This is a genomic window from Raoultella sp. T31 (assembly GCF_002806725.1).
Lineage (GTDB): Bacteria > Pseudomonadota > Gammaproteobacteria > Enterobacterales > Enterobacteriaceae > Klebsiella > Klebsiella electrica.
Window position 1 is genome coordinate 13,568 of the sequence record NZ_PIBO01000017.1, and the last position, 12,208, is coordinate 25,775.

Annotated in this window: 13 protein-coding genes; 12 read left to right on the forward strand and 1 reads right to left on the reverse strand. The window is 52.6% G+C overall.

Annotated features, from left to right (window positions below):
• Window position 1: 1 nt before the first annotated feature.
• Entirely contained in the window at window positions 2-994 is a 993-nt protein-coding gene (gene asnA, locus CWM52_RS13430; RefSeq protein WP_100684566.1) for an aspartate--ammonia ligase, read from the reverse strand.
• Between the two features lie 152 nt (window positions 995-1,146).
• On the opposite strand from asnA, the gene asnC reads away from it, so the two are divergent.
• From asnC to atpD, 12 genes are all read left to right on the forward strand, one after another.
• Window positions 1,147-1,605: a transcriptional regulator AsnC gene (gene asnC / locus CWM52_RS13435; protein WP_100684567.1), complete on the forward strand. Its 459-nt coding sequence runs from the start codon at window positions 1,147-1,149 to the stop codon at window positions 1,603-1,605.
• 91 nt (window positions 1,606-1,696) lie between these two features.
• Window positions 1,697-2,137: an FMN-binding protein MioC gene (mioC, locus tag CWM52_RS13440; RefSeq protein WP_100684568.1), complete on the forward strand. Its 441-nt coding sequence runs from the start codon at window positions 1,697-1,699 to the stop codon at window positions 2,135-2,137.
• 381 nt (window positions 2,138-2,518) lie between these two features.
• Complete coding sequence (gene mnmG / locus CWM52_RS13450; RefSeq protein WP_100684569.1) at window positions 2,519-4,408, forward strand: tRNA uridine-5-carboxymethylaminomethyl(34) synthesis enzyme MnmG; 1,890 nt, start codon at window positions 2,519-2,521, stop codon at window positions 4,406-4,408.
• Between the two features lie 115 nt (window positions 4,409-4,523).
• Window positions 4,524-5,147 (forward strand): 16S rRNA (guanine(527)-N(7))-methyltransferase RsmG, encoded by a 624-nt coding sequence (gene rsmG, locus CWM52_RS13455; RefSeq protein WP_100684570.1) that lies wholly within the window; start codon window positions 4,524-4,526, stop codon window positions 5,145-5,147.
• Between the two features lie 614 nt (window positions 5,148-5,761).
• A complete protein-coding gene (atpI, locus tag CWM52_RS13460) occupies window positions 5,762-6,142 on the forward strand; it encodes a F0F1 ATP synthase subunit I (protein ID WP_100684571.1) in 381 nt (126 codons plus the stop codon).
• 8 nt (window positions 6,143-6,150) lie between these two features.
• Window positions 6,151-6,966: a F0F1 ATP synthase subunit A gene (atpB, locus tag CWM52_RS13465; protein ID WP_100684572.1), complete on the forward strand. Its 816-nt coding sequence runs from the start codon at window positions 6,151-6,153 to the stop codon at window positions 6,964-6,966.
• A gap of 47 nt (window positions 6,967-7,013) precedes the next feature.
• Complete coding sequence (gene atpE, locus CWM52_RS13470) at window positions 7,014-7,253, forward strand: F0F1 ATP synthase subunit C (protein ID WP_000429386.1); 240 nt, start codon at window positions 7,014-7,016, stop codon at window positions 7,251-7,253.
• Between the two features lie 54 nt (window positions 7,254-7,307).
• On the forward strand, window positions 7,308-7,778 hold the full coding sequence (gene atpF, locus CWM52_RS13475) for a F0F1 ATP synthase subunit B (RefSeq protein WP_100684573.1): 471 nt from the start codon (window positions 7,308-7,310) through the stop codon (window positions 7,776-7,778).
• Window positions 7,779-7,792: 14 nt separating this feature from the next.
• On the forward strand, window positions 7,793-8,326 hold the full coding sequence (atpH, locus tag CWM52_RS13480; RefSeq protein WP_100684574.1) for a F0F1 ATP synthase subunit delta: 534 nt from the start codon (window positions 7,793-7,795) through the stop codon (window positions 8,324-8,326).
• Window positions 8,327-8,338: 12 nt separating this feature from the next.
• On the forward strand, window positions 8,339-9,880 hold the full coding sequence (gene atpA / locus CWM52_RS13485; RefSeq protein ID WP_100684575.1) for a F0F1 ATP synthase subunit alpha: 1,542 nt from the start codon (window positions 8,339-8,341) through the stop codon (window positions 9,878-9,880).
• Between the two features lie 50 nt (window positions 9,881-9,930).
• Window positions 9,931-10,794, forward strand: a complete 864-nt coding sequence (atpG, locus tag CWM52_RS13490; RefSeq protein ID WP_004869218.1) for a F0F1 ATP synthase subunit gamma — start codon at window positions 9,931-9,933, stop codon at window positions 10,792-10,794.
• A gap of 26 nt (window positions 10,795-10,820) precedes the next feature.
• Window positions 10,821-12,203, forward strand: a complete 1,383-nt coding sequence (gene atpD / locus CWM52_RS13495; protein ID WP_004869217.1) for a F0F1 ATP synthase subunit beta — start codon at window positions 10,821-10,823, stop codon at window positions 12,201-12,203.
• The last annotated feature ends 5 nt before the right edge of the window (window positions 12,204-12,208 follow it).

Consider the following 12,208-nt stretch of genomic DNA (forward strand, 5'->3'; position numbering starts at 1 on the left):
GTTACAGCAGAGCGGCAACGCTTTCACGTACCTGCGCCGGCCATACGCCGCACTGTACCTGGCCGATATGATCCAGCTGCAACAGCAGCATGGTAAGACGGGATTGACCAATGCCGCCGCCAATAGTCTGCGGCATTTCACCGCGCAGCAACGCCTGGTGCCACTCCAGCTTGAGACGATCTTCATCACCGGTGACCGCCAGCTGACGCTTGAGTGCGTCGGCATCCACGCGGATCCCCATAGAAGAGAGCTCAAACGCATCTTCCAGCACCGGGTTCCACACCAGGATATCACCGTTCAGACCGGCAAATTCACCCTCACCCGTGCTGCTCCAGTCATCATAATCCGGGGCACGAACGTCATGGCGCTTACCGTCGGATAACTTGCCGCCAATCCCAATCAGAAATACCGCGCCCAGCTGTTTGGCGATCGCCCGCTCACGGCCTTTGGCATCCAGATCCGGGAAACGACTCAGCAGTTCCTGGCTGTGGACAAAGTGGATCGATTCCGGCAGGAACGGTGCCAGACCAAACTCTTTGCTCACTGCGGCTTCGGTCGCTTTGATCCCGGCGTAGATAGCCTCAACGGTGGATTTCAGCGTACCGAGATGGCGCTCGCCATCCCCCATCACGCGCTCCCAGTCCCACTGGTCAACGTAGACAGAGTGAATAGCGGTCAGGCGGTCTTCATCGGGGCGAAGGGCCTTCATGTGCGTGTACAGCCCTTCGCCCGCGCTGAAGTCGTGTTGTCCCAGGGTTTGACGTTTCCACTTCGCCAGTGAATGAACCACTTCGAACCTGGCGTCTGGCAGTGTTTTCACTTTCACCTGAACCGCTTTCTCGCAACCAGACAGGTTGTCCTGAGTCCCGTCTCCTACGCGGCTTAAGATAGGCGCCTGGACTTCAATCAGACCAAGTTTCTCTTCCAGCTGGCGGGAAAAGTGAGACTTAACGAAACTAATCTGGCGTTGTTTTGCGATGTATGCGGTTTTCATTTTTTATGGCTCCTGCGTCCTGTTGATATTGATTAAGCAACAAAAATGGCTACCAATTCAATAATCAAACAACAAAAAGCCATGTTCACTTTTGATTCATTAAAATATATGGCTAATATAGAAAGAATCCTCAAGCATCATAAGAAAAACCTATGGAAAATTATCAGATCGACAATCTGGACCGCGGCATTCTGGAAGCGTTAATGACCAATGCCCGTACCGCCTATGCTGAACTGGCCAAACAGTTTGGCGTCAGCCCGGGGACGATTCATGTTCGCGTGGAGAAGATGAAACAGGCGGGCATCATCACCGGCGCGCGCATTGACGTAAACCCTAAACAACTCGGCTACGACGTCTGCTGCTTTATCGGCATTATCCTTAAAAGCGCCAAAGACTATCCTTCCGCCCTGGAAAAGCTGAACGCGCTGGATGAGGTGACCGAGGCGTATTACACCACCGGGCACTACAGCATCTTTATTAAGGTGATGTGCCGCTCGATCGATGCCCTCCAGCAGGTACTTATCAACAAGATCCAAACAATCGATGAAATTCAGTCCACCGAGACCCTGATCTCCCTGCAGAACCCGATCATGCGGACTATCCGCCCGTGATCGGGCTTTTTTAATCCCACATTTTCCACAGGTAGATCCCAGCTCTCACACAGCGTACAATGTGCCACTCTGAATAATTGAGCAGGCGATCATGGCAGACATTACGCTTATCAGCGGCAGTACCCTGGGCAGTGCGGAATATGTAGCGGAGCATCTGGCTGAAAAGCTGGAAGAGGCGGGCTACAGCACCGAAATCCAGCACGGTCCGTTGATCGAGGATCTGCAGTCCGAGGGGATCTGGTTAGTTATCTCCTCTACGCATGGCGCGGGGGATATCCCTGATAATCTGCTGCCGTTCTATGAAGCGCTTCAGGAAAAGCAGGCAGACCTGTCCGCCGTTCGTTTTGGCGCCATCGGCATCGGCAGCCGCGAATACGACACCTTTTGCGGTGCCATCGACAAAATCGACGGCGCATTGAAGGCATGTGGTGCACAACAGATCGGCGAAACACTGAAGATAAATGTCCTGGAACATGAAATTCCGGAAGATCCGGCTGAGATTTGGGTCGGATCCTGGAAAGATTTGCTATAAGTTTTGTAAAGATCGTTCGATCGTCTGTGGATAACTACACTTAAAAGCTCTGATCAACCGGTAGTTATCCAAAGTATAAGCCGTGGCTGCTTTTTGAACTGTGTATAACCCTTCATTTTGATCCCAGCTTATACGGAACAGGATCACCGATCATTCACAGATAGTGATCCTTCTTAAATATTTGATCTTAAACCGCAGATCGGGCTTATCCACAGAAAGGTTCGATCCTAATAAGAGATCACAGTAAAACAGATCTCTAAATAAAAGATCTTCTTTTTAATACTCAAGATCCCGGAGCTTTCTCGAAAGGCTAAAGTTGAGTAGAATCCACGGCCCGGGCTTCAATCTATTTTCAAACCGCTTTATGCGAGGCATACCACCATGTTTTATCAGGATCCTTTTGACGTCATCATCATTGGCGGGGGTCATGCAGGCACTGAGGCCGCGATGGCCGCGGCGCGGATGGGTCAGCAGACCCTGCTTTTGACACACAATATCGACACCCTGGGGCAGATGAGCTGCAACCCGGCGATTGGCGGCATTGGGAAAGGACACCTGGTAAAAGAAGTGGATGCGCTTGGCGGACTGATGGCGAAAGCGATCGACCAGGCAGGCATTCAGTTTAGGATACTAAACGCCAGCAAAGGCCCGGCGGTACGGGCGACACGAGCTCAGGCAGACCGCGTGCTCTATCGTCAGGCGGTGCGCACGGCGCTGGAAAACCAGCCAAATCTGATGATCTTCCAGCAGGCGGTGGAGGATCTGATTGTCGAAAACGATCGGGTTGTCGGCGCCGTTACCCAGATGGGACTGAAATTCCGCGCTAAAGCGGTGGTCCTGACCGTCGGCACCTTCCTTGACGGCAAGATCCATATCGGGCTGGATAACTACAGCGGTGGCCGCGCAGGCGATCCGCCGTCGATCCCGCTTTCTCGCCGTTTACGTGAGCTGCCGCTGCGGGTCAGTCGCCTGAAAACCGGGACGCCGCCGCGTATTGACGCCCGTACCATCGATTTCAGCGTTCTGGCGCAGCAGCATGGTGATAACCCCATGCCGGTTTTCTCGTTCATGGGCAATGCGGCTCAGCATCCGCAGCAGGTACCGTGCTATATCACCCATACCAACGAGAAAACCCACGATGTGATCCGCAATAATCTCGATCGCAGCCCGATGTATGCCGGGGTGATTGAAGGGATCGGTCCGCGCTACTGCCCGTCGATCGAAGATAAAGTGATGCGTTTTGCCGATCGCAACCAGCACCAGATCTTCCTCGAGCCGGAAGGGCTGACCTCTAACGAAATTTATCCGAACGGTATCTCCACCAGCCTGCCGTTTGACGTACAAATGCAGATTGTTCGCTCAATGCAGGGTATGGAGAACGCCAGAATCGTTCGTCCAGGCTACGCTATTGAGTACGATTTCTTCGACCCGCGTGACCTGAAGCCGACGCTGGAAAGCAAATATATCCACGGTCTGTTCTTTGCCGGACAGATTAACGGCACCACCGGTTACGAAGAAGCCGCTGCTCAGGGACTGCTTGCCGGTCTGAACGCCGGTCGTTTCTCAGCGGAAAAAGAGGGCTGGGCGCCGGCGCGTTCAGAAGCCTACCTTGGTGTGCTGGTCGACGATCTGTGTACGCTGGGAACCAAAGAACCGTACCGGATGTTTACTTCACGCGCCGAATATCGTCTGATGCTGCGCGAAGATAACGCCGATCTGCGTCTGACGGAACAGGGGCGCGAACTGGGCCTGGTCGATGATGAACGCTGGGCGCGGTTCAACGAGAAGCTGGAAAGCATTGAGCTTGAGCGTCAACGTCTGAAATCCACCTGGGTTTACCCGGCGGCAGACAGCGTGGAACAAGTCAATGCGCATCTGTCTGCGCCACTGTCTCGCGAAGCGAGCGGGGAAGATTTGCTCCGTCGTCCGGAAATGACCTATGAGCAGCTGGTTCAGCTGTCGCCGTTCTCGCCGGGCCTGGAAGATGCGCAGGCTGCTGAGCAGGTTGAGATCCAGGTGAAGTACGAAGGATATATTGCTCGTCAGCAGGAAGAGATCGAAAGACAGCAGCGTAATGAGAATACGATCCTGCCGGCAACGCTTGATTATCGTCAGGTGATCGGGTTGTCGAATGAAGTGATTGCCAAGCTTAACGATCACAAACCGTCTTCAATCGGTCAGGCTTCGCGTATTTCCGGCATCACGCCAGCGGCGATTTCTATTTTGCTGGTCTGGTTGAAAAAGCAGGGGATGCTGCGCCGCAGCGCCTGATTGCCCCGACAGGCGGAATTTGGCGGATAGCAGGCTGCTTCTCCGCCCTTTTTGATTCACCGGCCCGGTAAGCGTCATCGCCTCCGGGCTCATTATTTCTGGACAGGTACTGAACGTGCTCAACAAACTTTCTCGTCTGCTGGCTGAGGCCGGTATTTCGCTCACCGATCACCAGAAAAACCAGCTGGTGGCCTATGTTGGCATGCTGGATAAGTGGAACAAAGCCTACAATCTGACTTCCGTTCGCGATCCGAATGAGATGCTGATTCGCCATATCCTCGATAGCATTGTTGTTGCGCCGTACCTGCAGGGAACGCGTTTTATCGACGTTGGAACAGGACCAGGGCTACCGGGAATCCCGCTGGCGATAGTGCTCCCGCAAGCACATTTCACGCTGCTGGACAGCCTCGGCAAGCGCGTGCGTTTTCTTCGCCAGGTCCAGCATGAGTTAAAACTGGAGAATATCGTCCCGGTACAGAGCCGCGTGGAAGATTTCCCCGCAGAACCGCCGTTCGATGGCGTCATCAGCCGCGCATTTGCCTCGCTGAACGACATGGTCAGCTGGTGCCATCATCTGCCGTCAGAAACCGGCTGTTTCTATGCGTTGAAAGGAGTGGCTCAGGAAGATGAAATGGCAAATCTTCCCGAAGGATACACCGTCAGCGAGATTATCAGGTTGCATGTTCCTGCGCTGGAAGGGGAGCGTCACCTGGTGGTTATTAAGCCAAAAATGATTTAGTTTTTATCAAAAAATGTGAAAAAAATCAGACCGCCGCATGTTACAAAAATAAATGTCACTGCGCGCTATTCGCGGCGCCTTTTAACCATGTTTTTACCATGGGTTATCCCAGGGTTAACTTTGACGGTTGGTTTACTCGTAAAATAGTCAACATTGAAAATATCAGGACGCTAAAAATCGAGCGACTGGCAAGGCATACGGATGTTAAATATTTATTATAAATGTCAATAAAAGGTTTTCATTGTATGCGCGGTTGTTTTATAAAAACTGCTCATTTTTTATCTTTAATATCAAAAAGATGAAAACAGACAATTTATGAATGGAATTAATTCGCTTTACTCTAAAATGTTTAATATGTGATCTGGTGCACGCTTTAATCTCTGTGTTTTCTCAGTATTTGCAGTTTCGTATGACGGCTCACAGATTGGCAAAATGCAGGAAAAGTTGCCTGCTGGAAAATAATTAAACATTTATTCACTATTTTGCTACTTATTGTTTGAAATCACGGGGCGTCACCGTATAATTTGTCCGCTTTTTGATGCTTGACTCTTCGTCTTAAAGGACGTTTTATACGACACGCGACATACCTCGAAGGGAGCAGGAGTAAAAACGTGATGTCTGTGTCGCTCTTGAGTCGAAACGTTGCTCGTAAGCTTCTGTTTATTCAGTTACTGGCAGTAATAGCAAGTGGACTGCTGTTCAGCCTAAAAGACCCCTTCTGGGGCATCTCCGCAGTATGCGGAGGTTTGGCGGTTGTTTTGCCAAACATGTTGTTTATGATTTTTGCCTGGCGTCATCAGGCGCATACACCATCTAAAGGCCATGTGGCCTGGACCTTCGCCTTCGGCGAAGCTTTTAAGGTGTTGCTGACCTTTGCCCTCCTCGCGGTGGCGCTGGCCGTATTCAAAGTGGTATTCATGCCGCTGATAGTGACGTGGGTTTTGGTGCTGGTGGTACAAATTCTGGCACCAGCTGTAATTAACAACAAAGGGTAAAAGGCATCATGGCTGCAGAAAATATGACGCCGCAGGAATACATAGGTCACCATCTGAACAACCTTCAGATTGATCTGCGTACTTTCTCGCTGGTGGATCCGCACAACCCCCCGGCCACCTTCTGGACGCTCAACATTGACTCCATGTTCTTCTCAGTGGTGCTCGGTCTGTTGTTCCTTACCATTTTCCGTAGCGTTGCCAAAAAAGCGACCAGCGGTGTTCCTGGTAAACTCCAGACGGCTATCGAGATGACCATCGGCTTCGTCCATGGCAGCGTCAAAGACATGTATCATGGCAAGAGCAAGCTGATTGCTCCGCTGGCCCTCACCGTGTTTGTCTGGGTATTCCTGATGAACCTGATGGACCTGCTGCCAATCGACCTGATTCCGTACATCGGTGAACACATTTTCGGCCTGCCCGCACTGCGCGTGGTTCCGTCTGCTGACGTGAACATCACCCTGTCGATGGCGCTTGGCGTGTTTATCCTGATTCTTTTCTACAGCATCAAAATGAAAGGCGTGGGTGGGTTCGTTAAAGAACTGACGCTGCAGCCGTTCAATCACTGGGCGTTCATTCCTGTCAACTTAATCCTTGAAGGGGTAAGCCTGCTGTCCAAACCGGTTTCACTGGGTCTGCGACTGTTCGGCAACATGTATGCCGGTGAGCTGATTTTCATTCTGATTGCTGGTCTGCTGCCGTGGTGGTCACAGTGGGTTCTGAATGTGCCATGGGCCATTTTCCACATCCTGATTATTACGCTGCAAGCCTTCATCTTCATGGTTCTGACGATCGTCTATCTGTCGATGGCATCTGAAGAGCATTGATTTTTACCAACATACTACGTTTTTACTGAAACAAACTGGAGACTGTCATGGAAAACCTGAATATGGATCTGCTGTACATGGCTGCCGCTGTGATGATGGGTCTGGCGGCGATCGGTGCTGCGATCGGTATCGGCATCCTCGGGGGCAAATTCCTGGAAGGCGCAGCGCGTCAACCGGATCTGATTCCTCTGCTGCGTACTCAGTTCTTTATCGTTATGGGTCTGGTGGATGCTATCCCGATGATCGCTGTAGGTCTGGGTCTGTACGTGATGTTTGCTGTCGCGTAGTAAGTTGTTCGAAAGAAACCTAAGCCACAGAGTTAATTTAAGAGGTATTGTGCTGTGAACATGAACGCAACAATCCTCGGCCAGGCCATCGCGTTTGTTCTTTTCGTATGGTTCTGCATGAAGTACGTATGGCCGCCTTTAATGGCTGCCATCGAAAAGCGTCAGAAAGAGATTTCCGACGGTTTGGCTTCTGCAGAACGCGCTAAGAAAGATTTGGACCTTGCACAGGCCAACGCGACCGACCAGCTGAAAAAAGCGAAAGCGGAAGCCCAGGTCATCATCGAGCAGGCGAACAAGCGTCGCGCTCAGATGCTGGACGAAGCTAAAGCTGAAGCAGAACAGGAACGCACCAAAATCGTCGCACAGGCGCAGGCTGAAATTGATGCCGAACGTAAACGTGCTCGCGAGGAGCTGCGTAAGCAGGTCGCAATCCTGGCTGTTGCTGGCGCCGAGAAGATCATCGAACGTTCCGTGGATGAAGCTGCTAACAGCGACATCGTGGACAAACTTGTCGCTGAACTGTAAGGAGGGAGGGGCTGATGTCTGAATTTGTAACGGTAGCTCGCCCCTACGCCAAAGCAGCTTTTGACTTTGCCGTCGAACACAAAAGTGTCGAACGCTGGCAGGATATGCTGGCGTTTGCTGCTGAAGTGACTAAAAACGAACAAATGGCAGAGCTTCTGTCCGGTGCTCTGGCGCCGGAAACGCTCTCTGACGCGTTCATTGCGGTATGCGGTGAGCAACTGGACGAAAATGGCCAGAACCTGATTCGGGTTATGGCTGAAAATGGTCGTCTGCAAGTGCTCCCGGATGTTCTTGAGCAGTTCATTCACCTGCGCGCTGCCAGTGAGGCAACCGCAGAGGTAGATGTTATTTCTGCCTCCCGGTTGAGTGAAGCACAGCTTGAGAAGATCGTCGGCGCGATGGAAAAACGTCTGTCACGCAAAGTTAAGCTGAATTGCAAAATCGATAAGTCTGTTATGGCAGGTGTTATCATCCGTGCGGGTGATATGGTCATTGATGGTAGCGTACGCGGCCGTCTTGATCGCCTTGCAGACGTCTTGCAGTCTTAAGGGGACTGGAGCATGCAACTGAATTCCACCGAAATCAGCGAACTGATCAAGCAGCGCATTGCTCAGTTCAATGTGGTGAGCGAAGCTCACAACGAAGGTACTATTGTTTCCGTCAGTGACGGTGTTATCCGCATCCACGGCCTGGCCGATTGTATGCAGGGTGAGATGATTTCCCTGCCGGGTAACCGTTACGCTATCGCACTGAACCTGGAGCGCGACTCCGTAGGTGCGGTGGTGATGGGTCCGTACGCCGACCTCGCCGAAGGCATGAAGGTTAAATGTACTGGCCGTATCCTTGAAGTTCCGGTTGGCCGCGGCCTGCTGGGTCGTGTGGTGAACACCCTGGGTGCGCCTATCGACGGTAAAGGTCCGGTTGAGCATGATGGCTTCTCGCCAATCGAAGTTATCGCTCCGGGCGTTATCGAACGTCAGTCCGTCGATCAGCCGGTACAGACCGGTTACAAATCCGTCGATGCCATGATTCCAATCGGCCGTGGCCAGCGTGAGCTGATCATCGGTGACCGTCAGACCGGTAAAACCGCGATGGCAATCGATGCGATCATCAACCAACGTGATTCCGGTATCAAGTGCGTCTACGTGGCTATCGGCCAGAAAGCGTCCACCATTTCTAACGTGGTACGTAAACTGGAAGAGCACGGCGCGCTGTCCAACACTATCGTTGTCGTGGCGACCGCTTCTGAATCTGCTGCACTGCAATACCTGGCACCGTATGCCGGTTGCGCAATGGGCGAATACTTCCGCGACCGCGGTGAAGATGCGCTGATCGTTTACGATGACCTGTCTAAACAGGCTGTTGCTTACCGTCAGGTTTCCCTGCTGCTCCGTCGTCCGCCAGGACGTGAAGCATTCCCGGGCGACGTGTTCTACCTCCACTCCCGTCTGCTGGAGCGCGCATCCCGCGTTAACGCGGAATACGTTGAGAAGTTCACCAACGGTGAAGTCAAAGGTAAAACCGGCTCCCTGACCGCGCTGCCGATTATCGAAACCCAGGCGGGTGACGTTTCTGCGTTCGTTCCGACCAACGTAATTTCCATTACCGATGGTCAGATCTTCCTGGAAACCAACCTGTTTAACTCTGGTATTCGTCCTGCGGTTAACCCGGGTATCTCCGTATCCCGTGTGGGTGGTGCTGCTCAGACCAAGATCATCAAGAAACTGTCCGGTGGTATCCGTACCGCGCTGGCGCAGTATCGTGAACTGGCTGCGTTCTCTCAGTTCGCATCCGATCTGGATGAAGCAACCCGTAAACAGCTGAGCCATGGTCAGAAAGTAACCGAGCTGCTGAAACAGAAACAGTATGCGCCGATGTCTGTAGCACAGCAGGGTCTGGTCCTGTTTGCTGCTGAACGCGGTTACCTCGAAGATGTGGAACTGGCGAAAATCGGTAGCTTCGAAGCCGCTCTGCTGGCTTACGTTGACCGTGACCACGCTCCGCTGATGCAAGAGATTAACCAGACCGGTGGCTATAACGACGAGATCGAAGGCAAGCTGAAAAGCATCCTCGACTCCTTTAAAGCAACCCAGTCCTGGTAAAGTCTGGCGGCTTGCCTTAGGGCAGGCCGCAAGGCATTGAGGAGAAGTTCATGGCCGGCGCAAAAGAGATACGTAGTAAGATCGCAAGCGTCCAGAACACGCAAAAGATCACTAAAGCGATGGAAATGGTCGCCGCTTCCAAAATGCGTAAATCGCAGGAGCGCATGGCGGCCAGCCGTCCTTATGCAGATACCATGCGCAAAGTGATTGGTCACCTTGCAAACGGTAATCTGGAATATAAGCACCCGTACCTGGAAGAACGCGACGTTAAACGTGTGGGCTACCTGGTGGTGTCGACCGACCGTGGTCTGTGCGGCGGCTTGAACATTAACCTGTTCAAGAAAGTGCTGGCAGATATGAAAGTATGGTCCGATAAAGGCGTTCAGTGCGACATCGCAATGATCGGCTCTAAAGGCGTATCTTTCTTTAGTTCCGTCGGCGGCAATATTGTCGCCCAGGTGACTGGCATGGGGGATAACCCATCGCTGTCCGAACTGATCGGCCCGGTAAAAGTGATGTTGCAGGCCTATGATGAAGGCCGTCTGGACAAGCTGTACGTTGTCAGCAACAAATTTATTAATACCATGTCCCAGACTCCGACCATCACTCAGCTGCTGCCGTTACCGGCATCAGAAGATGCTGAGCTGAAGCGTAAATCCTGGGATTATCTGTATGAGCCAGACCCGAAAGCGCTGCTGGATACCCTCCTGCGCCGTTATGTCGAGTCCCAGGTTTATCAGGGCGTGGTAGAAAACCTGGCCAGCGAGCAGGCCGCACGTATGGTGGCGATGAAAGCCGCAACCGATAATGGCGGCAGCCTGATTAAAGAGCTGCAGTTGGTATACAACAAAGCTCGTCAGGCCAGCATTACTCAGGAACTCACCGAGATCGTCGGTGGTGCATCCGCGGTATAACCAGGTTAATTCGTAGAGGATTCAAGATGGCTACTGGAAAAATTGTCCAGGTAATCGGCGCCGTGGTTGACGTCGAATTCCCTCAGGATGCCGTACCGCGCGTGTACGATGCTCTTGAGGTACAGAATGGTAATGAGAGCCTGGTGCTGGAAGTTCAGCAGCAGCTCGGCGGTGGTATCGTACGTGCTATCGCCATGGGTTCTTCCGACGGTCTGCGTCGTGGTCTGGAAGTTAAAGACCTTGAGCACCCGATCGAAGTCCCGGTTGGTAAAGCAACGCTGGGTCGTATCATGAACGTGCTGGGTCAGCCGATCGATATGAAAGGCGACATCGGCGAAGAAGAGCGTTGGGCTATTCACCGTGCAGCTCCGTCCTATGAAGAGCTGTCCAGCTCTCAGGAACTTCTGGAAACCGGCATCAAAGTTATCGACCTGATGTGTCCGTTCGCTAAGGGCGGTAAAGTGGGTCTGTTCGGTGGTGCGGGCGTAGGTAAAACCGTAAACATGATGGAGCTTATCCGTAACATCGCGATCGAGCACTCCGGTTACTCCGTGTTTGCGGGCGTAGGTGAACGTACTCGTGAGGGTAACGACTTCTACCACGAAATGACCGACTCCAACGTTCTGGATAAAGTATCCCTGGTTTATGGTCAGATGAACGAGCCGCCGGGAAACCGTCTGCGCGTTGCGCTGACCGGCCTGACCATGGCTGAGAAATTCCGTGACGAAGGTCGTGACGTTCTGCTGTTCGTCGATAACATCTATCGTTATACCCTGGCCGGTACTGAAGTATCCGCACTGCTGGGTCGTATGCCTTCAGCGGTAGGTTATCAGCCGACCCTGGCGGAAGAGATGGGTGTTCTGCAGGAACGTATCACCTCCACCAAAACCGGTTCTATCACTTCCGTACAGGCCGTATACGTCCCTGCGGATGACTTGACTGACCCGTCACCAGCCACCACCTTTGCGCACTTAGATGCAACCGTGGTACTGAGCCGTCAGATAGCCTCTCTGGGTATCTACCCGGCCGTTGACCCGCTGGACTCCACCAGCCGTCAGCTGGATCCGCTGGTTGTGGGTCAGGAGCACTACGACACCGCGCGTGGCGTACAGTCCCTGCTGCAACGTTATCAGGAACTGAAAGACATCATCGCCATCCTCGGTATGGATGAACTGTCTGAAGAAGACAAACTGGTGGTAGCTCGCGCGCGTAAGATTCAGCGCTTCCTGTCCCAGCCGTTCTTCGTGGCAGAAGTATTTACCGGTTCTCCGGGCAAGTACGTCTCCCTGAAAGACACCATCCGTGGCTTTAAAGGCATCATGGAAGGCGAATACGATCACCTGCCAGAGCAGGCGTTCTACATGGTCGGTTCTATCGACGAAGCCGTGGAAAAAGCCAAAAAACTTTAACGCCT